At 63.2% G+C, this 18673-nt stretch carries 18 protein-coding genes and 1 pseudogene; 6 read left to right on the forward strand and 13 right to left on the reverse strand.

Features of this window, described 5'->3' with window-relative positions; genetic code table 11:
• Positions 1-8: 8 nt before the first annotated feature.
• Together AC0L2U_RS30910 and AC0L2U_RS30915 are read right to left on the reverse strand one after the other, a co-directional pair.
• Positions 9-1943 carry a bifunctional 5-dehydro-2-deoxygluconokinase/5-dehydro-2-deoxyphosphogluconate aldolase gene (locus tag AC0L2U_RS30910; protein WP_473603180.1) on the reverse strand — a complete coding sequence of 645 codons (1935 nt, stop codon included), beginning with the start codon at positions 1941-1943 and terminating at the stop codon, positions 9-11.
• 238 nt (positions 1944-2181) lie between these two features.
• Positions 2182-2682, reverse strand: coding sequence for a hypothetical protein (locus AC0L2U_RS30915; protein ID WP_127320403.1), 501 nt, complete (start codon positions 2680-2682; stop codon positions 2182-2184).
• A 90-nt stretch (positions 2683-2772) separates the two neighbouring features.
• On the opposite strand from AC0L2U_RS30915, the pseudogene AC0L2U_RS30920 reads away from it, so the two are divergent.
• Positions 2773-2895, forward strand: a pseudogene (locus tag AC0L2U_RS30920) (AraC family transcriptional regulator); the annotation flags it as partial.
• Here the strand turns inward: AC0L2U_RS30920 and AC0L2U_RS30925 are convergent.
• Positions 2892-3737, reverse strand: coding sequence for a MurR/RpiR family transcriptional regulator (locus AC0L2U_RS30925; RefSeq protein ID WP_189367379.1), 846 nt, complete (start codon positions 3735-3737; stop codon positions 2892-2894). The pseudogene AC0L2U_RS30920 and the gene AC0L2U_RS30925 sit on opposite strands and share 4 nt — an antisense overlap.
• A 156-nt stretch (positions 3738-3893) precedes the next feature.
• On the opposite strand from AC0L2U_RS30925, the gene AC0L2U_RS30930 reads away from it, so the two are divergent.
• Positions 3894-5003: a Gfo/Idh/MocA family protein gene (locus tag AC0L2U_RS30930; protein WP_292140444.1), complete on the forward strand. Its 1110-nt coding sequence runs from the start codon at positions 3894-3896 to the stop codon at positions 5001-5003.
• A gap of 170 nt (positions 5004-5173) precedes the next feature.
• Here the strand turns inward: AC0L2U_RS30930 and AC0L2U_RS30935 are convergent, their stop codons facing one another.
• Positions 5174-5872 (reverse strand): helix-turn-helix transcriptional regulator, encoded by a 699-nt coding sequence (locus AC0L2U_RS30935; RefSeq protein WP_127808291.1) that lies wholly within the window; start codon positions 5870-5872, stop codon positions 5174-5176.
• 129 nt (positions 5873-6001) lie between these two features.
• Here AC0L2U_RS30935 and AC0L2U_RS30940 point away from each other — a divergent pair, with 129 nt between their 5' ends.
• On the forward strand, positions 6002-6637 hold the full coding sequence (locus AC0L2U_RS30940; RefSeq protein WP_127808290.1) for a LysE family translocator: 636 nt from the start codon (positions 6002-6004) through the stop codon (positions 6635-6637).
• A 197-nt stretch (positions 6638-6834) separates the two neighbouring features.
• On the opposite strand, the gene AC0L2U_RS30945 is transcribed toward AC0L2U_RS30940, so the two are convergent.
• From AC0L2U_RS30945 to AC0L2U_RS30985, 9 genes are all read right to left on the reverse strand, one after another.
• A complete protein-coding gene (locus AC0L2U_RS30945; RefSeq protein ID WP_473603181.1) occupies positions 6835-7926 on the reverse strand; it encodes a 3-deoxy-7-phosphoheptulonate synthase in 1092 nt (363 codons plus the stop codon).
• Between the two features lie 530 nt (positions 7927-8456).
• Entirely contained in the window at positions 8457-8879 is a 423-nt protein-coding gene (locus AC0L2U_RS30950; RefSeq protein ID WP_127808288.1) for a type II toxin-antitoxin system VapC family toxin, read from the reverse strand.
• Positions 8876-9142 (reverse strand): type II toxin-antitoxin system Phd/YefM family antitoxin, encoded by a 267-nt coding sequence (locus tag AC0L2U_RS30955; RefSeq protein ID WP_127808287.1) that lies wholly within the window; start codon positions 9140-9142, stop codon positions 8876-8878. The genes AC0L2U_RS30950 and AC0L2U_RS30955 overlap by 4 nt, the downstream gene beginning before the upstream one ends.
• A 191-nt stretch (positions 9143-9333) precedes the next feature.
• On the reverse strand, positions 9334-10128 hold the full coding sequence (locus AC0L2U_RS30960; protein ID WP_127382806.1) for an SDR family oxidoreductase: 795 nt from the start codon (positions 10126-10128) through the stop codon (positions 9334-9336).
• A 32-nt stretch (positions 10129-10160) separates the two neighbouring features.
• Positions 10161-11156, reverse strand: a complete 996-nt coding sequence (gene iolG / locus AC0L2U_RS30965) for an inositol 2-dehydrogenase (protein ID WP_027039991.1) — start codon at positions 11154-11156, stop codon at positions 10161-10163.
• A gap of 112 nt (positions 11157-11268) precedes the next feature.
• Positions 11269-12036 (reverse strand): ATP-binding cassette domain-containing protein, encoded by a 768-nt coding sequence (locus AC0L2U_RS30970; RefSeq protein ID WP_023810655.1) that lies wholly within the window; start codon positions 12034-12036, stop codon positions 11269-11271.
• A gap of 2 nt (positions 12037-12038) precedes the next feature.
• Positions 12039-13115 carry an ABC transporter permease gene (locus AC0L2U_RS30975; protein ID WP_027039989.1) on the reverse strand — a complete coding sequence of 359 codons (1077 nt, stop codon included), beginning with the start codon at positions 13113-13115 and terminating at the stop codon, positions 12039-12041.
• 112 nt (positions 13116-13227) lie between these two features.
• Positions 13228-14169: a sugar ABC transporter substrate-binding protein gene (locus AC0L2U_RS30980; RefSeq protein WP_473603182.1), complete on the reverse strand. Its 942-nt coding sequence runs from the start codon at positions 14167-14169 to the stop codon at positions 13228-13230.
• 302 nt (positions 14170-14471) lie between these two features.
• Positions 14472-15503: a LacI family DNA-binding transcriptional regulator gene (locus tag AC0L2U_RS30985; RefSeq protein WP_473603183.1), complete on the reverse strand. Its 1032-nt coding sequence runs from the start codon at positions 15501-15503 to the stop codon at positions 14472-14474.
• A 169-nt stretch (positions 15504-15672) separates the two neighbouring features.
• Between AC0L2U_RS30985 and AC0L2U_RS30990 the strand changes: the two genes are divergently transcribed.
• The 3 genes from AC0L2U_RS30990 (at position 15673) to AC0L2U_RS31000 (ending at position 18410) form a co-directional block, all read left to right on the forward strand.
• Positions 15673-16764 carry a fatty acid desaturase family protein gene (locus AC0L2U_RS30990; protein WP_256746584.1) on the forward strand — a complete coding sequence of 364 codons (1092 nt, stop codon included), beginning with the start codon at positions 15673-15675 and terminating at the stop codon, positions 16762-16764.
• A gap of 96 nt (positions 16765-16860) precedes the next feature.
• A complete protein-coding gene (locus AC0L2U_RS30995; RefSeq protein ID WP_027161041.1) occupies positions 16861-17175 on the forward strand; it encodes a Rieske (2Fe-2S) protein in 315 nt (104 codons plus the stop codon).
• On the forward strand, positions 17172-18410 hold the full coding sequence (locus AC0L2U_RS31000; protein WP_189367528.1) for an NAD(P)/FAD-dependent oxidoreductase: 1239 nt from the start codon (positions 17172-17174) through the stop codon (positions 18408-18410). The genes AC0L2U_RS30995 and AC0L2U_RS31000 overlap by 4 nt, the downstream gene beginning before the upstream one ends.
• The last annotated feature ends 263 nt before the right edge of the window (positions 18411-18673 follow it).

An 18673-nucleotide genomic window follows, 5' to 3' on the forward strand; every position in this document is an offset into this window, starting at 1 on the left:
GCGCCTTCTTATGCCGCCTTGCGGCCGCGCGCGGCAAGCCACGCATCCGTCAACTGTTCGAAGCGCTGCGCCATGTCGGCGATCGCCTCGTTATCCGACATCTTGCCGGCCAGCCATTGCTCGGCCGCATGGACGAAGATGGTGCGGCCGACGGCAAAGCCCTTGACGATGGGCGCCTTGGCGGTGGCGGCGAACGCCGCTTCCAGCTCGTCCTGCGGCGCTTCCAGGCCCAGCAGCACGACGCCGCGGCACCAGGGGTCGTGCTTCAGGATGACGGCCTCGATCTTCGCCCAGGCGCCGCTCGACGCCTGCGGCTCGAGCTTCCACCAATCCGGCTTGATGCCGAGCGCATAGAGCTCTTCCAACGCGCGCGGGATCGTCGTGTCGTCGAGCTTGCCATGTTTGCCGGCAATGATCTCGATGAGAAGTTCCCTGCCGACCTTCCGCGCGCCTTCGAACAGGGCGCGCAACTTCTGCTGCTGTTCTTCCTTCAGCGCCGCCGGATCGTCGGGGTGATAGAAACACAGGCATTTGATGCAGTGGTCGACCGGCCATTCGACAAGCTGCGAGCCGATGTCCTGCGAGAATTCGAAGCGCAGCGGCCGCGAGCCCGGCAACTCCACCGGCCGCCCGAGCCAGGCGAAGGAATGCCTGGCGAATTCGAACATTGCCTTGCGGCCGTGTTTCTCGTCGATCAGCATGCCGTAGCCGTCGCGGCCGGCGGCGACCTTCGCAGCCGCCTTGACCGCCAGCATCTTGAATTCTTCGATCCGTGCCGGATCGGCGCTGGCCTTCGCCGCCACATCCTCGAGCTGCACGCGGTGGTCGCAGGCGAGCGCCATCAGCGAGGGGATGTCGCGCCGGCGCGTCGTCGCCCAATGGATGTGGTTGATCGCCTCGTCCTTGCGCAAGGCGAGATGCTTGCTGCCGTGTTTGAGGAAGAACCGCAGTTCTTCGAAGGTCGGATATTCCGGCGCGCAGAGCAGCCGCGACACGGCGAAGGCGCCGCAGGCATTGGCCCAGGTCGCCGCTGTCGCATGGTCTTCGCCACCCAGCCAGCCGCGCAGGAAACCGGACATGAAGGCGTCGCCGGCGCCCAGCACATTGTAGATCTCGATCGGGAATCCCTTGCCGACGACGCCGTCCTCGAGATCGTCGCTGATCGGTCCATCATAGACGATGCAGCCCATGGCGCCGCGCTTCAGGACGATGGTGGCGGACGACAGCGAGCGGATCGTCTTCAAGGCGCTCAGGCAATCGTCGGCGCCCGACGCGATCATGATCTCTTCCTCGGTGCCGACGATGAGGTCGCAATCGGGTAGCACCGTCTTCAACTGCGCCGAGACCCGGTCCGATTTCACATAGCGCTCGAACCCTTCGGCATGGCCGGCAAGGCCCCACAGGTTCGGCCGGTAGTCGATGTCGAACACCACCTTGCCGCCCTTGGCCTTCATGATGCGGATCGCCTTGCGCTGCGCGGCATCGCTGTTGGGCCTGGAAAAATGCGTGCCGGTAACGACGATCGAGCGCGCCGAGGCGATGAAGGCCTCATCGATGTCTTCCGGCGCCAGCGCCATGTCGGCGCAGTCCGAGCGGTAGAAGATCATCGGCGAAACGCCTTCGTCCTCGACCGACAGCAGCACCAAGGCGGTCAGCCGCTCCTTGTCGGTCTTCAGCCCGTCGACATTGACGCCTTCACGCGTCAGTTGCTCGCGGATGAAGCGGCCCATCTGCTCGTCGCCGACGCGGGTGAGCAGCGCCGAGCGCAGGCCGAGCCTGGCGGTGCCGACAGAGATATTGGCCGGGCAGCCGCCGACCGACTTGGCGAAGGAGGTGATATCCTCCAGCCGCGAACCGATCTGCTGGCCGTAAAGGTCGACGGAAGCGCGACCGATGGTGATGACGTCGAGCGGCGCGTATTCAGCGTCCACGGCTTCGCTCATTGGAACCTCCCGTCGGCCTTGTTGTGTTCACGCGCGAGCGGCAGCGTGGCGCCGGGAATATGAAATAATAATTCCAATCCATAGTCAATATGGAATGAGCGTTCCCTATCTTAAAAGTGGCGCCAGACGATGGCTGCAGGAGATTTAGGACGTAGACTCATTACCGCTTAGCCGGTGTGATCGAGACGAGTTAGGGGGGAAGCCGCCAGCCGACAAACGACCCGTTGCAGACATTCGGCTATGATAATGCAGTCCAAACCACGCTCTCAAGGTCGAGAGAGTAGCGGGCGATGATAGCCTCCTGATCATTTTCCTGCGTCAGAATTACCTGCTTCCCAGTAGCGTCACCGAGCAATCGCATAAAGCGGTCAAGCTGCTCAATTTCGGTTCCTCCGCTGACTTGCCTTGGATCGAAGTCGAACTCAATTTCGACAGCGCTGAAGAAGTGACATGCAAGCTGGATTGGACCGACATAAAAAGAAAGTAAGCTGCCTGTTTCGCTTTTCAGGGCGGCTTCGATCCCCAATGGCATCGATTCGATCTTGCCGGAGACACTGAAACTGGCAGGCGGGGTCCATTCGAGGAGGATGTCCCAGACGCCCTGCCAATCTGCCTCAGACGTGTTCAGAACGTAGATGTCCCGCCATGAGCCGTCCCAAGCGAAATCCGATGCGATCTGTTCCCAATTCATGCATGAACCATTCTCGATGAACTTCGGTTCTAGCATGGCATACGCCATGAGCGCTTTCCACAGATCCCAAGATCCGGTTGCTGGAGGCCCCGCCAGCTTCTGGCTGCCCAGCCAGGCAATGTTGCAAGCATCACCTTCGCCGTCGGCTACGAGAGCGCTTCCCAGTTCAGCCGGGAATATGCCCGCCAGTTCGGGTCGCCGCCCGCGCGCGACGCAGCCCGGCTGTTGGCGGCGGGCGAGGCTGTCGTGGAGGTGGTTTAGGCCTTGCGCTTGCGGCCCGTGTCGCGTCGCTTCTCGCCGACGCCGACGGTCAGCGCCATGGCCAGCGCCATTGTCGCCGACAGCGAGCGGAAGCCGGCGAAATCGGCCTCGGCAACCTCGAACCAGACCTTGGCGAACTGGGCGAGCGGCGAAAACGAGCTGTCGGTGATAGCGACGATCGGCACCCCCTGTTCCGAAATGCTGCGCGCTTCCTCGATCGTGGCCGGTGCGTAGGGCGAGAAAGAAATGGCGATGACGGCATCCGCCGGCGTGGCGAAGCCGATCATCTCGGCATTCAGCCCGGCCGCCGATTCGATCAGCTGGTTGCGGATCTTCAGCTTGCCCAGCGCATAGGCGATGTAGGAGGCCACCGGATAGGAGCGCCGCTTGGCCAGCACATAGATGGTCTCCGCCTTGGCCAGCAGGGAAATGGCCTCTTCCAGATGCGCGTCGTCCAGCGTGCGCGAAATGTCGTTGAGCGAGGTGCTGGCGGCGGCGACGAAGCCGTCGAAGATCGACCGATGGCCGGCACCCCCCTCGGCCTTGACGCGCAGCGCCTGCAGCCTTTCGTCATAAGATGAGTTGCGCTCGCGCAGCCGTTCGCGAAACACCTGCTGCAGGCTGGTGAAACCATCGAAGCCAAGCTGCTGGGCAAATCGGATCAGGGTCGAAGGCTGCACGCCGGCCGAAGCGGCGATGCTGGCGGCGGTGCCGAAGGCGATATCGTCGGGATTGTCGAGCGCATGGGCAGCGATCTGGGCGATGCGCTTCGGCAGGCTTTCGCGCCGCTCCAGGATGGTGGTGCGCAGCGTCTCGAAATCGCGAGGTACCCGTTCGTCCATCGTCGCTCTGTCCAGGCTCATGCGTGAAGCGTCCCTCTGTGCATCATCATAGCGAGCCTGCGCAAGAACACCATAAAAAATGAGGCAGACATTCCATTCCATGCGAAAATGGACTAATTCATCCACGCAGCGCTCAAAGCAGTGGAGAAACGGAAAATGGTCGGCGTCGGTCTCATCGGTACGGGTTTCATGGGCAAGTGTCACGCCATCGCATGGAGTGCCGTCGGCGCCGTCTTTCCGGACGTTGCCAAGCCACGGCTCGTCCATCTCGGCGAGGTCAATGAAGAGCTTGCCCTGCGCAAGGCGGGCGAGTTCGGTTTCGCCAAGGCGTCGGGCGACTGGCGTGCCGTCGTCAACGATCCCGAAGTCGATATCGTCTCGCTGACCACGCCCAACCAGTTCCACCCGGAAATGGCCATCGCCATCCTGGAAGCCGGCAAGCATCTGTGGTGCGAAAAGCCGATGGCGCCGAGCTTTGCCGAGGCCGAGGCGATGGCTGCGGCGGCGAGAAAGTCCGGCAAGGTCGCGGCGCTTGGCTACAACTACATCCAGAGCCCGGCCATCCGCCACATCGGCGCGTTGCTCGACGAGAAGATCATCGGCGAGGTCAACCATCTGCGCATCGAGATGGACGAGGACTTCATGGCCGATCCCGAAGCGCTGTTCTTCTGGAAGCACGAAGCAGCTTCAGGCTATGGCGCGCTCGACGATTTCGCCGTGCATCCGCTGTCGCTGGTCTCAGCCCTGTTCGGCCGCGTCGCCAGTGTCATCTGCGACATGGCCAAACCCTATGCCGACCGCAAGCTGGCCAGCGGCGGCCGTCGCGCGGTCGAAACCTACGACATCGCCAGCGTGCTGATGCATCTGGAAAATGGCATTGCCGGCACGCTGCTGGTCAACCGCTCGGCCTGGGGCCGCAAGGGCCGCATCGCCGTCCAGATCTTCGGCTCTAAAGGGTCGATCCTGTTCGACCAGGAGCGATCGAACGAATTCCAGCTCTATCTCACATCAGACCGTCCGACCGAACAGGGCTACCGCACCATCCTGGTGGCGCCGCACCACAAGCCCTATGACCTCTTCGTGCCGGCTCCCGGCCATGGCCTCGGCTTCAACGACCTCAAGATCATCGAATGCCACGAATTGCTGACGCGGCTTGCCGGCAAGCCGGCGCGGCTCATCGAGTTTGCCGAAGGGCTGGAGATCGAGCGCACCGTCCACGCAATGGCGCGCTCGTTTGAGGAAAAGCGCTGGGTGGACGTGCGGTGAGGCGGCGGCTCACCTTCTCCCCTTGCGGGAGAAGGTGAGCTCGCGAAGCGAGGTCGGATGAGGGGTGCTCCAGGGAACACCAACGTCTCACTCCGCTGGAACACCCCTCATCCGTCTCGGCGCTGCGCGCCGATCCACCTTTTCCCACAAGGGGGAGAAGGGAAATCGCGTCAGTCGCCAACCGCCGCATTGATCTCCCAACCGCTCACCCAGACCTGCCGCAACCGGTCGCCTTCGCCCTTGAAGCGCAGCCCCGTCTCCTGGCAATCCTCGATCCGGTCGCTGCGGAAATTGCGGATCGCCTGGCGCAGCTCGCACCAGGCGACGATGTTGGCGGTTTCGGCGTAGTAGATGAGCGCGATCGGGCGAATGAGACGCTCGGAGGCGCGGCCCATCTCGTCGCGATAAGAGAGATCGAGCTTCTCCTCGTCGCGGATGGCGCGGCGCACCAGCGCCAGATCGATCGCGCCGGTCGAAGGCGCGGCGAACCCCCATGCATGCAGCGCATTGGCGTCGAATGCCTGCCGCAAGGGTGGCGGCACCGCGCCGGCGATCTTGGCGCTGACGCGCTTGGCCGCCTGCTTGAGCTCGCTGTCTCCGGTGCGCTCCAGCAGCGCCAGCGACAGGACGATCGCCTCCATCTCCTCGATCGAGAACATCAGCGGCGGCAGGTCGAAGCCGGGGCGCAGGATATAGCCGATGCCGCGGCCCCCTTCGATCGGAACGCGCATCGCCTGCAACGCTGCGATGTCGCGATAGATCGAGCGCACCGTCACTTCCAGCCGCTCGGCAATCGTTGCCGCCGTCACCGGCTGCCGCGCCAGCCGCACGATCTGGATGATCTCGAACAGGCGTGACGCCTTGCGCATTTTTTACCCCAGGTTGCGCGCCCAACTGACACAGCATTGTCAGTTGGGCTGACCTATAGGAGCGCCTATCGAATTGAAAATCAACAGGTTCCGCTGCGGTTTGGCGGAGCGAGGCGGCAGGCAACTGACATGGGCTATGCGGAAAATCTCTGGCTTTTCTTTATCCTGCTGTTCGGCATCATCGCCGTTCCGGGCATGGACATGCTCTTCGTGCTTGCCAATGCACTGACCGGCGGGCGCGACAGGGCTCTCGCCGCGACCGGCGGCATCATCGTCGGCGGCATGGTGCACACGCTGAACGGCGCCATCGGCGTCGGCCTGCTGATGCATTTCGTGCCGATCCTGTTCAGGCCGCTGCTGCTTGCCGGCGCCGCCTACATGGCCTTTATCGGCATCACGCTGATGCGCAGTTCCATCACTGTCGGCCAGGACGGACCCACCGGCAGCCGTTCCGCATGGAAGGCTTTTCGCCAGGGTTTTGTGACCTGCCTGATCAACCCGAAGGCATACCTGTTCGTGCTTGCCGTCTACCCGCAGTTCCTGAAACCGGACTACGGTCCGATCTGGATGCAGGCGACGATCATGGGGCTGCTGACCGTGGTGACGCAGGCTGCGATCTATGGCGGGCTGGCGATCACGGCCGGCCGCAGCCGCTACCTTCTGATCGCCAATCCGCGGGCCACCATTTTTGCCGGCCGGGCGGCCGGACTGCTGCTCTTTGCCGTGTCGGTGTTTACCGCATGGGAAGGACTGAGAGCGGCGTAGGGATTTCTTGCGAAGAAGACCCCCACCCCTAACCCCTCCCCACAAGGGGGAGGGAGACTCCCGCCGGCGCTGACAATGGCAAACTGCCGAGGCTTTCAGACGTCAAGATTCGAGTAGGAGTGCGCGGCAGCGTTCCCTCCCCCTTGTGGGGAGGGTTAGGGTGGGGGTCGTGCCGGGCAAAGGCCGGCAATAGTGGCTCAAGCGGCTCCCTGCCGGTTGTCGATCATGGCGCGGCGTGCCGAGCGGCGCCACTCGACGGCGCCGGCAAGGCCGTGCAGCACCGTCTCGGTGGTCGCCCAGTCGATGCAGCCATCGGTGATGCTCTGGCCATAGAGCAGCGGCTTGCCCGGCACCACGTCCTGCCGGCCGGCGACGAGATTGCTCTCGATCATCAGGCCGATGATGCGCTCGTCGCCTGCCGCGACCTGGCCGGCGACATCTGCCGCGACCTTGGGCTGGTTCTCGGGCTTCTTGGCCGAGTTGGCGTGGCTGACATCGATCATCAGCCTGGGCGCAATGCCGATGCGGGCGAGTTCCACAGCGGCGGCTTCGACGCTCGCCGCGTCATAGTTGGGCTGAACGCCGCCGCGCAGGATGACGTGGCAGTCCTCATTGCCGGTGGTCGTGGCGATGCCGCTGCGTCCGCCCTTGGTCACCGCCATGAAATGATGCGGCTGGGCGGCCGATTTCACCGCCTCGGCGGCGATGCGCAGATTGCCGTCGGTGCCGTTCTTGAAGCCGACCGGGCAGGAGAGGCCCGAGGCGAGTTCGCGATGGATCTGGCTCTCGGTCGTGCGCGCGCCGATCGCGCCCCAGGCGACCAGGTCGGCAATGTATTGCGGCGTGGTCATGTCGAGGAATTCGGTCGCCGCCGGCAGGCCGAGATTGTTGACGGCCGACAGCACATTGCGCGCCATTCGCAGCCCCTTGTCGATGTTGAAGCTGCCGTCGAGGTCGGGATCGTTGATCAGGCCTTTCCAGCCGACCGTCGTGCGCGGTTTCTCGAAATAGACCCGCATCACGATCTCCAGCCGGTCCGACAGGCTCTCGCGCAGCGCCGCCAGACGGCTGGCATAGTCGACGGCCGCGACCGGATCGTGGATCGAACACGGGCCGACAATGACGAGCAGCCGGTCGTCGGTGCCGTTCAGGATGGCATGGGTTGCGTTGCGCGATGCGCTGACGGTGCGCGTCGCCGTCAAAGTGCGCGGGATCTCCCGCATCACCTCGTCCGGCGTACTCAGTTCTCGGATTTCCTTGACCCGGAGGTCGTCTGTGGTGGTCAACACGGCTTTCTGCTCCTGTCGAGAGCATGATGCCGAAAAGTGTGAAGCGGTTTCGGACGACATCATGCTCCTCTTTGATTTAGAGGGAACCTGCCGGCTGAAACAAAAAAGCCGCCAGGTATGGCGGCTGTTCGGATCTTGTTGCTGCAATCTTCAGATCGAGCGCAATCCTCCCGCCGCCAGCGAGCTCCTAAAGTACCAATATGTGGCGGTCAGGTTGATCATGAGGCTCATATAGTCGATGCGGAGGCGCTTGTCACGTGCCCTGATTGGAGACAATTCGGGATTGGCCGAAGCCTCCCCGCCTTCGTCATCCACGGGCGGAGCAGGAGCGTAGCTCCGTCGCGGAGACCCGAGGATCCATGCCGCGACCTTGACCATAGAGTGCAGCGGAGCAGAATTCTGCACCGTGGCGCGCACTCGGAAGTCGCGGCATGGATCCTCGGGTCTGCGCCGCGTCGCTACGCTCCTTGCTCCGCCCGTGGATGACGAAGTGATGGTGTTTCCGATGCAGACATACGCCGCCGAGCGCTTCATGCAGTCCAGGGATCAAAAAGTTCAATTCCAAAACCTTCGAAATCCTTCGTATTGCGTGTTGCCAAGGTAAGCTCCTGCGCAATCGCCGTGGCTGCGATCAGGCCGTCCATCGACGACAGGCCGCGACCGCTGCGTTTTGCAAGGCCCATCAAGTCGCCCCAGGCCAAGGCAACCGGTTCGTCCACCGGAAGAACCCTCTGCTCGAAGCGCTGCGGCAGGTCCCGAGCAAGCCACTCGGCCAGGGCCTCACGTTTCCGACCCTCATCCATGAGGGCGACTCCGCGCCGGATCTCGGCGATCGACACGACGCTGATGAAGGAGCGGTCCTCATCAAGCCGATCCAGCCAGTTCAGAACGCGTGCGTCCGGCGCCGGTCGTGTCACTTCAGACAGGACATTCGTATCGAGCAGAAGCCTCACAGCGGCAGATCACGCGGTTCGTCGCGCTGACGCTCAAGGTTGATATCGGCGCCGCGCAGCGGCGACTCCAGCAGGAACTCCGCAAGCGTACCCTTGCGCGCGGTCTTGCGCTGCCATTCCTCGGCCGAGACGACAACCACGCTTGGTTTGCCGTTTCTGGTGATCGTCTGCGGCGAAGACTGCGCGCGCTCGATAACCTCCGAGAGCCGGGCTTTTGCCCCGGCGACCGTCCAATTGGTATTCTCTTTGGGCGCAGACAGCATTGCGACCTCCATGACCAGTCTGACTATCTTGACTATATGGGAGTGGTGATGCGGCGGCAACAGGGGAAGGGAGGGCTTTCAGAGCTCGGGTCCCTTGGCGATTTTTGGTCTGGAGCCGGTCACGCTGGCGAGGGCAAGCTCGGCCAAGGCTTGGCCGAGCTGCTTCTGGACGAGAGGCTATTCGGCTGACCCTATTCCGGAGACGACCCCGCAATGCTCTGGTCATAGTCGACCAGCGATCCGGTCATGACGCCGGACTGCGGGCTGACCATGTAGCTGATCAGCCGCGCCAACTGGTCCGGCTTCACCAATTGCCCCATCGGCTGTGCGGCTTCGGCCTTTGCCAGCCAGTCGTCCGGCGCATCGTGCCATTTCTTCTGCACGATGTCCTCGCCCTCCGTGTCCATCCAGCCCGGCAGCACCGCATTGCAGCGGATGCGGTTGTGACGATAGGCGTTGGCGACGTTCTTGGTCAGCGTCATCAGCGCGCCCTTGCTGGTCGAATAGGGCGTCAGGAACGACTGGCCGGTATGCGCCGACATCGACAGCACGTTGACGATCGAGCCTGGTGCCTTCTTTTCCAGGAGATGCGCCACCACGCCTTGCATCAGGAAAAACGGGCCGCGCACATTGGTGTCGAAGATGGTGTCGAAAAGCTCCTCGGAGGTTTCGACCAGCGAACCGCGCGCCGATGTCGCGGCGGCGTTGACCAGGGCGTTGATGGTGCCGAAATGCGAGATCGCGGTGGCGACCGCCCGCTTGCAGTCGGCCACTTTAGAGACGTCGGCGCTGATGAAGATCGCGTCGACGCCGGCTCTCCTGAAATGGGCGACGGCCTTGTCGCCCTTCTCCTGCGAACGGCCGATGAGCGCCAGTGCCCGGCAACCTTCCTCGGCCAGAGCTTCGGCGACGGCAAAGCCGATCCCCTGGGCGCCACCTGTGACGATGGCGCGCGTCTTCGAATTGCGATCGGCGGATGTGCTCATCGCTCGGCTCCCTGTACCCTAGTTTCCGGTTCTTACTTGTCGAGACGGACGGTCTTGCCGGTCGTTGCTGATTTCAGCGCCGCGTCGGCCAGCTTCAGCGCCACCAGCCCATCCGCACCGCTCGGCGACGCTTTCTTGCCCGAGGTCGCGGCCGTGATGAACGCGGCGATCTCAATGGCGTAGGCGTCGAGATAGCGGGTCATGAAGAAGTCGTGCAGCGGCGGGCGGGTATAGCCCTTCTCGTTGGCCAGTTCGATCGACACCGGGCGCTGGTTCTCGGCCGCGACCATGCCTTTCGAGCCATGCACCTCGATGCGCTGGTCGTAGCCATAGGTGGCGCGGCGCGAGTTGGAGATGACCGCCTGCTTGCCGGAAGCGGTTTCCAGGATGACGCTGACGCTATCGAAATCGCCGGCAGCACCGATCTTCTTGTCGACCAGCACCGAGGCATGGGCGCTGACCGCCACGACCTCTTCGCCGAGCAGGAAGCGCGCCATGTCGAAATCATGGATGGTCATGTCGCGAAAAATGCCGCCCGAACGCTTGATGTAGTCGATCGGTGGCGCGCCGGGATCGCGCGAGGTGATGGTGACCATCTCGACGGTGCCGATGGCGCCGTCGTCAATCGCCTTGCGTACGGCGGCGAAATGCGGATCGAAGCGGCGGTTGAAGCCGACCATCAGCGTCGCCTTGGTCTTCTCGACCACGGCCAGGCACTTCTCGACGCGCTTGACGTTGAGGTCGATCGGCTTCTCGCAGAAGATCGCCTTGCCGGCCTTGGCGAAGCGCTCGATCAGATCGGCATGGGTGTCGGTCGGCGTGCAGATGACGACGGCGTCGATATCACCGGCTTTCTCGATATCCTCGATGCTGCGCACCTCGGCGCCATAGGCGCTCGCCAGCTCTTTGGCGGCCTTCTCGAACGCATCGGCAACGGCAACCAGTTTGGCCTGCGGGTTGGAGCCGACGGCGCGGGCGTGGACCTTGCCGATGCGGCCGGCACCGAGGAGAGCGAAGCGAACGGTCATGGGTATTTCCTCTAGGGGATGGGTTTGAGAGAGTTGTGTCCGCACCTTCCCTGAGGAAGGGGGCAAGATTACTTCACGCACGCATACCTTAAAACAGGGTGATCATCCTGTTTTAGGCCGCGAGTTCCGCCTCTCCGGTCTTGGCGCCGGTGATGTAGGAGACGATGTCGTTTCCGTCGGTGTTCTCCTTGCGCAGATTGGCGACGATGCGGCCGCGCCGGAACACGACGATACGGTCGCAGAGATCGAACACCTGGCGCATATTGTGGCTGATCAGGATCAGCGGCTCGCCATTGTCCTTGAGCGTACGGACGATGTTTTCGACCTGCGCGGTCTCCTGCACGCCAAGGGCGGCCGTTGGCTCGTCCATGATGATCAGCTTGGAGGCGAACGTTGCCGTCCGGGCGATCGCCACGCACTGGCGCTGGCCGCCCGACATGTGGCGGATGGTGTTGGACAAATTGGGGATCTTCACCGCCGTGCGGACGAGCGCCGCCTCGGTCGCCTTGCGCATGTACTTGCGGTCGAGGATCGAGAACGGGCCGAGGTTGAACAGCACCTTCTCGCGCCCGAGGAACAGGTTCGACGGCACGTCGAGATCGTCGGCCAGCGCCAGGTTCTGGAACACGGTCTCGATGCCCGCCGTGCGGGCCTCGATCGGCCCGGCAAAGTTCACTTCCTTGCCGTCGAACCAGATCTGGCCGCTGGTGCGCTGCTCGACGCCGGTGATCTGGCGCACGAAGGTCGACTTGCCGGCGCCGTTGTCGCCCATGATGGCGACATGCTCGCCCTTGCGCAGCTCGAAGTTCGCGCCTTCAAGCGCATGCACGCCGCCATAGCGCTTGGTCAGGTTTTCGGTCTTCAGGACGATGTCTGACATGGTCATGCCCTCATTGCCCGCAGGCGTTGGCGCCACTGGTCGAGAACCACCGCACCGACGATGATCACACCCTTGACCATCTCCTGGTAGTAGGCGTCGAGGCGCAGGAAGGTGAAGCCGGAGATGATGACGCCGAAGATCAGCGAGCCGATCACCGTGCCGATGATCGAGCCGCGGCCGCCCGACAGCGAGACGCCGCCGATGACCGCCATGGCGATGGCGTCGAGCTCGTACATCACGCCCATGCCGGACTGCGCGGTCAGGTTCTTGGAACTCAGCACCACGGCGGCGAGCGCGGCGAGAATGCCGGCGATGACGTAGACCAGGATCTTGTGGTTGGCGATCTTGATGCCGGACATGCGCGCGGCGTCCTCGTTGGAGCCGATCGCGTAACAGTGCTTGCCGTACCTGGTGTAGGTCATGATCAGCTGGAACAGGATGGCCAGCGACAGGAAGATGACGACGGGCATCAGGCCTTTGCCGATGCCGGCGAAACTCTCGGTGGGAAACGAGATCGGCTGGCCCTTGGACCACCATTTGGCGATGCCGCGCGCGGTCACCATCATGCCGAGCGTGGCGATGAACGGCGGAATGCGCGTGTAGGCGATCAGCGCGCCATTGACCAGGCCGGCAAACAGGCCGCAGGCGATCGCCACCAGCAGCGGCACGATGACAGGCAGGTCGGTCCAGCCTTGCGCCAGGAACATCGCCTTGGGATTGGGGTTGCCGTTGACCGTGGCCACCTGGGCGAAGCTCATGGCGATCATGGCGGTCGCGCCGACGATCGAGCCCGAGGACAGGTCGATGCCGCCGGTGATGATCACTTGCGTCACGCCGATGGCGATGATGCCGACGATCGACACCTGCAGGATGATGATCTGCAGGCGCGCTTCGTTGAAGATGCCGCCGACGTCGCTGCGTGTGTTGAACAGGAAGCTGTCGCCCAGAAAGATGCGGCCGATCAGTTCGAAGATGACGACGAGAATGACCAGTGCCAGGAAAACATTGAACTCGGCCGGCCATGTGCGCTTCCTCGCATCATAACCGACGCCGCCGACGCCATGAGATGTCTGTGCCACGTATTCTGTCCTCCATCAGCCGCGGTCGCCCTCGCGCCTGCGGCGCTGAGGGAGAGAGGGGAGCGGCGCTGTCTTGATCGAGAGCGCCGCTCCGTATCGAACCGTTGGCGGCTCAGTTCTTCTTCAGGAACTTGTCGATGTTGGCTGGCGTCACCAGCTGGAAGGGCACGTAGACCTTGTGCTCGACCTTCTCGCCTTTGGCGAGCTTGAGCGCCGCATCGAGAGCGCCGGCGCCCTGGCCGGCGGCGTCCTGGAACACGGTTACGTCGAGGTCGCCCGCCTGCATGGCCGCCAGCGCGTCCTGGGTGGCATCGACGCCGCCGACGACAACCGCCTTCATGTCGATGTTGCCGGCCTTCATCGCCTGGATGGCGCCGATGGCGCTTTCGTCATTGTTGGCGATGACGCCGTCGAACGGCTTGCCGGTCGACAGCCAGTTGGTCATCAGGTTCTGCGCCTCGTCGCGGTTCCAGTTCGACGTCTGCTTGTCGATGATCTTGATGAAGCTGCACTCCGGCGTCGCAATCACATCGTCGATGTCCTTGGTGCGCTGCACGGCGGCCTGGTTGGAAAGCTCGCCCATGATCACATAGACATTGGCTTCCTTCTTGCCGGCTTCCTTGAACAGGCGGCAGACTTCCTTGGTCTCGAGCGTGCCGGAATCGGCTTCGTTCGAGGCGACGAAGGCCTGGTTGTCAGGCAGCTTGTCGACATTGACCGGCTCGCGGTTGACATAGACCAGCGGGATCTTGGCTGCGGCGGCTGCATCCGACATCGCCTGCGTGGCCGAAGTGTCGACCGGGTTGACGATGATGGCATCGACGCCCGAGGCGGCGAAGTTCTTGATCTGGTCGAGCTGCTTGGCAACGTCGTTCTGTGCGTCCTCGACCTGCAGCTCGACGCCGCTCATGCCCTTGGCCTGTTCGATCATGCCGTTGCGCAGCACGGTCAGGAAGTTGTCGTCGAACTTGGCCATCGACACGCCAACCTTGGCGGCCATGGCGGATGAGCTCATCAGCGCCGCGAAGGCGACGCCCAAAATCAATTTCTTCATTGTGTTTCTCCTCCACATATTGGTGTCCGGTTTCACCGATTTATCCGGAATCCCCGATCTCCCCGGGGAATCTCTCCCTGATGTCTCTTCTGTTCCGGGTGACGCCTGCCTCCTGGCTGGAACGTCAAACCCTCCGTTTGAAACAGATATTCCGGAACGAAAGAACCAAAATACACAGATGATGAAATATTTATTCCATTTCACATCGGGGCGTCAAGGGCGATTCCGCGGCCTGCGGGGCGATTTACGCCTCGCTCTGATGGATTCTATCATTTGCCTCGGCGGCCTTGCGCGGCGGCGGGCTAGATGTTTTCCGGCAGATAGATGTCGAAGGGCAGGAAGCTCTGGCCCGGAGCGTTGGCGGCGCCGGTCTCGATGGCATGCGCCATCAGGTCGACAAGCTCACGGCACAAAGCGGAGAGCGGAGTCGAGATCACCATGGTGAGGATGTTGTCGGCGAGTGCCGCGCGCGATTCGGCGTTGATCTCGTTGCAGACGACCACCGGCATGGTCGCGGGCTTCGCTGCCCGCAGTGCCGAGACCGCGCCTTCCATGCCGCCGCCGGCGACGTAGCAGCCGGCAAGATCCGGATAACGCGCCAGAAGATCGATCATCGCGTCATGGGTCACCTGGTTGGCTTCCAGATTGACCAGCGTTTCAAGCACGCTGAACTCCGGCGCATGCTCGCGGAAGAAGGAGCGAAAGCCGATCTCGCGCAGCTCATGGCCATGGAAGCGGTGGCTGCCGACGAAGAGGGCGACCTTGCCGGGCCGCTTGGCTGCTTTGGAGATCATCCATGCGGCGGTGCGCCCGACCTTGCGGTTGTCGAGGCCGATATAGCCCTCCCGGATGCCGGCGGCAAAGTCGGACAGCACCGAAAAGACCGGCTGCCCTCTCGCCTTCAAGGTTTCCACGACCGCTGTCAGGGTCGGATGGTCCGGACCGACAACGGCGATGGCCCTCGATTTCGCCGCCAGCCTGCGCATCTGCGAGGCGATCTCGTCGGGAGCCAGGGAGCTGGCGAAATCGATGGTCGCAACGCCGCGGAAGCGCTGCGATCGCGAGATGGCCAGTTCGAGTTCCCGCGCGAAGTCGCCGTAGAAGGCATCATTGCCCCGCAGCAGCAGGAAGCCCAGCCGGTACTCCGGCAATTCCTGGCGCATGCGCTGCTTGATAAGGCCGGCGGCGTGGTAGCCGATATCGGTAGCGGTCTCGTAGACGCGGCGCGCTGTCTCCTCGCGCACCGGCAGCCGGTTGTTCAGCACGCGGTCGACGGTAGCGACACTGACGCCCGAGATGCGCGCCAGATCAGATATGGTCGGCCGCTTCACCATGCTTGCCCCGTCGGATTTGCTTGAGCCTTCGTACAGCATCCTGATGGGAAATGATAGAAACTATCTTTATGATGTTGAGTCCATCATCGGTCGGCGTTACTTTGACGCTAGAAGCCAAAGGAATTCATGGCATTCGCCTTGGCGGATGCCTTTGCCGAGGGAGGCAATCATGTCCACTGCGCCGTCCCGGCGTGACTACAGCCTGATCGGCCGCGATGCCAAGCTCGCCGTCGAGACCGGCCTGTCGGCGGCCGAGTGGTATCACACCGACATACCGCGCAAGCAGATGAAGGAGCTGATGCAGCGCTCCGACGGGCCGGCGATCCGCGATACGGCAATCTGGTTCGCCGCGCTGATCGTCAGCGGGGCCGGCGGCGCCTGGTTCTGGGGCACATGGTGGTGCGTGCCGTTCTTCTTCGTCTATGGCGTCCTCTACGGCTCCTCGACGGATTCGCGTTGGCACGAATGCGGCCACGGCACCGCTTTCCGGACGCAATGGATGAACGATGCGGTCTATCAGATCGCCTGCTTCATGATCATGCGCAATCCGGTGACCTGGCGCTGGAGCCACACGCGCCACCACACCGACACCGTCATCGTCGGCCGCGACCCGGAAATCTCGGTCATGCGGCCGCCCGATCTGGTTCGCGCCATGCTGGGCTTCGTTGGCGTGCTCGATGCCTGGCATGCGATGTCAGACATGCTGCGCAACGCCGCCGGCAACATCAGCGCCGCCGAAAAGACCTTCATTCCCGAACAGGAACAGCCCAAGGCGATCCGCGTCGCCCGCATCTGGACGGCGATCTATGCCGCCACCGTCGGGCTGGCGCTCTACACCGGTTCGTTCCTGCCGCTGATGCTGGTCGGCCTGCCCAGGCTCTACGGCGCCTGGCACCATGTCATGGTCGGGCTGCTGCAGCATGGCGGCCTGGCCGACAACGTCACCGACCACAGGCTGAACAGCCGCACCGTCTACATGAACCCGATCAGCCGCTTCATCTACTGGAACATGAACTACCATGTCGAGCATCACATGTTCCCGATGGTGCCCTACCATGCGCTGCCGAGGCTGCACGAATTGATCAAGCACGATCTGCCGGAACCGACACCGTCGATCCTGGCCGGCTATCGCGAAATGATCCCGGTCTTCCTGCGCCAGCTGCGCAACGAGGACTATTTCCTCAAGCGCGAGCTGCCGCCGACCGCACGGCCATATCGCGAAGAATTCCACAACGACACTATCGCCGCCGCGGCGGAATGATCGTGCTTCCATCCGATCTAGACTGTTTATTTTAACGCAATTCCGGGCGGAAAACCGCTGCGCACTTTTCCTGGATTTGCTTTTGGGAGGACTTGAATGAGCGACTGGGTCGAGGCCTGCGCCACCGGCGACATAGACGAGGAGGATGTGATGCGCTTCGACCATGGCGGCCGCACCTTCGCCATCTATCGCAGCCCCGACGACGAGTTCTTCGCCACCGACGGCCTCTGCACGCATGAAAAGGTGCACCTGGCCGACGGGCTGGTGATGGACGACATCATCGAATGCCCCAAGCACAATGGCCGCTTCAACTACAAGACGGGTGATGCCCGCGGTGCCCCGGTCTGCGTCAATCTGAAGACCTACCCGGTCAAGGTCGACGCCGGCAAAGTCCTGATCCAGATCGGATGACTGACATGGCGGGGGGGATGCTCATCATCGGCGCCGGCGAATGCGGCGGGCGGGCGGCATTGGCGCTGCGCGACCTCGATTATCGGGGGCCGGTGACGCTGGTCGGCGATGAGCCGCATCTGCCCTATGAGCGCCCGCCTCTGTCCAAGGAGGCGATGGCCAGCGATGCGCCCGAGATCAAGGCGATCGCCAGCGACGCCATTCTGGCCGAGAAATCGATCCGGCATATCCATTCCGTCCAGGCCGTGGCGATCGATCGGGCGGCGCATGCGGTGCGCCTGTCGGACGGATCGGTCCTGCCTTACGAAAAGCTCCTGCTGGCAACGGGTTCGATGCCGCGCAAGCTGCCGATGCCCGGCCTTGGCGCGCACTGCGTCTATCTCAGGACCTTCGCCGACGCGCTCGCGATTCGCGCGCATCTCACCCCCGGCAACCGTATCGCCATCATCGGCGGCGGTTTCATCGGCCTCGAACTTGCCGCCGCGGCACGCAAGCTAGGCGCTGCGGTCACCGTTATCGAGGCGCAGCCGCGCATCCTGATGCGCGGCGTGCCGGCGGAGATCGCCGAAATCATCCATGACGCGCATGTCGCCGAGGGCGTTGATATCCTGTGCGGGGATGGCATCGCGTCCATCGCCGACGACGGCAACAAGGTGCGCATAGCGCTTGCCGGCGGCCGGGAAATCGTCGCCGACCTCGCGATCATCGGCATCGGCGCCGTGCCGGTGACCGGGCTTGCGGCCGAAGCCGGCCTGGCGATCGACAACGGCATCGCTGTCGATGCGCAATTGCGCAGCAGCGATCCCGACATCTATGCCGCAGGCGATTGCTGCTCGTTTCCGCTCGCCGTCTATGGCGGCCGTCGGGTGCGGCTGGAAGCCTGGCGCAACGCCCAGGAACAGGGCGCGCTGGCGGCCAGGAACATGCTCGGTGCCGGCGAGGCGCATGCGGCGGTGCCGTGGTTCTGGTCGGATCAATATGGTCTGTCCCTGCAGATCGCCGGGCTGTCCGACGAAGGCAGCAGCACCGTGCGCCGCGACCTCGGCGATGGCGCCTTCATTCTCTTCCATTTGGCGCAAGACGGCAGGCTGGCGGCGGCCAGCGGCATCGGCCCCGGCAACGCGGTCGCCCGCGATATCAGGCTGGCCGAAATGCTGATCGGCAAGCACGCGAAACCGGCGCCGGAAGCGCTGGGATCACAGGCGGTCAAGCTGAAGTCGCTGCTGGCGGCTTGAGCCGTCACGCCAATTGCCGACGTCTGCGCCGCCCCTCATCTGCCTGCCGGCATCTTCTCCCCGTATAGTGACGGGGAGAAGGGCGCTTTCGCCGAGGATTTCGCCAATCGGCAACGTTACAGAGGGGGCGTGGCGGTCAACGATGGCCCCTTTCTCCCCGTCGCTATACGGGGAGAAATGCCCGGCTGTCCGAACCGGATAGATAGGTAACAGAATGGACTGATTAGATGGGTGACAGTTTTCTTGTCCGCCGGGAGGACCGG

Source organism: Mesorhizobium sp. WSM4808, assembly GCF_055811675.1.

Bases quoted from the DNA above. Each gene is read 5' to 3' on its own strand.
- AC0L2U_RS30910 (WP_473603180.1), bottom strand. From the start codon at position 1,943: ATGAGCGAAGCCGTGGACGCTGAATACGCGCCGCTCGACGTCATCACC.
- AC0L2U_RS30915 (WP_127320403.1), bottom strand. From the start codon at position 2,682: ATGGCGTATGCCATGCTAGAACCGAAGTTCATCGAGAATGGTTCATGC.
- AC0L2U_RS30925 (WP_189367379.1), bottom strand. From the start codon at position 3,737: ATGGACGAACGGGTACCTCGCGATTTCGAGACGCTGCGCACCACCATC.
- AC0L2U_RS30930 (WP_292140444.1), top strand. From the start codon at position 3,894: ATGGTCGGCGTCGGTCTCATCGGTACGGGTTTCATGGGCAAGTGTCAC.
- AC0L2U_RS30935 (WP_127808291.1), bottom strand. From the start codon at position 5,872: ATGCGCAAGGCGTCACGCCTGTTCGAGATCATCCAGATCGTGCGGCTG.
- AC0L2U_RS30940 (WP_127808290.1), top strand. From the start codon at position 6,002: ATGGGCTATGCGGAAAATCTCTGGCTTTTCTTTATCCTGCTGTTCGGC.
- AC0L2U_RS30955 (WP_127808287.1), bottom strand. From the start codon at position 9,142: ATGCTGTCTGCGCCCAAAGAGAATACCAATTGGACGGTCGCCGGGGCA.
- AC0L2U_RS30960 (WP_127382806.1), bottom strand. From the start codon at position 10,128: ATGAGCACATCCGCCGATCGCAATTCGAAGACGCGCGCCATCGTCACA.
- iolG (WP_027039991.1), bottom strand. From the start codon at position 11,156: ATGACCGTTCGCTTCGCTCTCCTCGGTGCCGGCCGCATCGGCAAGGTC.
- AC0L2U_RS30970 (WP_023810655.1), bottom strand. From the start codon at position 12,036: ATGTCAGACATCGTCCTGAAGACCGAAAACCTGACCAAGCGCTATGGC.
- AC0L2U_RS30980 (WP_473603182.1), bottom strand. From the start codon at position 14,169: ATGAAGAAATTGATTTTGGGCGTCGCCTTCGCGGCGCTGATGAGCTCA.
- AC0L2U_RS30985 (WP_473603183.1), bottom strand. From the start codon at position 15,503: ATGGTGAAGCGGCCGACCATATCTGATCTGGCGCGCATCTCGGGCGTC.
- AC0L2U_RS30990 (WP_256746584.1), top strand. From the start codon at position 15,673: ATGTCCACTGCGCCGTCCCGGCGTGACTACAGCCTGATCGGCCGCGAT.
- AC0L2U_RS30995 (WP_027161041.1), top strand. From the start codon at position 16,861: ATGAGCGACTGGGTCGAGGCCTGCGCCACCGGCGACATAGACGAGGAG.
- AC0L2U_RS31000 (WP_189367528.1), top strand. From the start codon at position 17,172: ATGACTGACATGGCGGGGGGGATGCTCATCATCGGCGCCGGCGAATGC.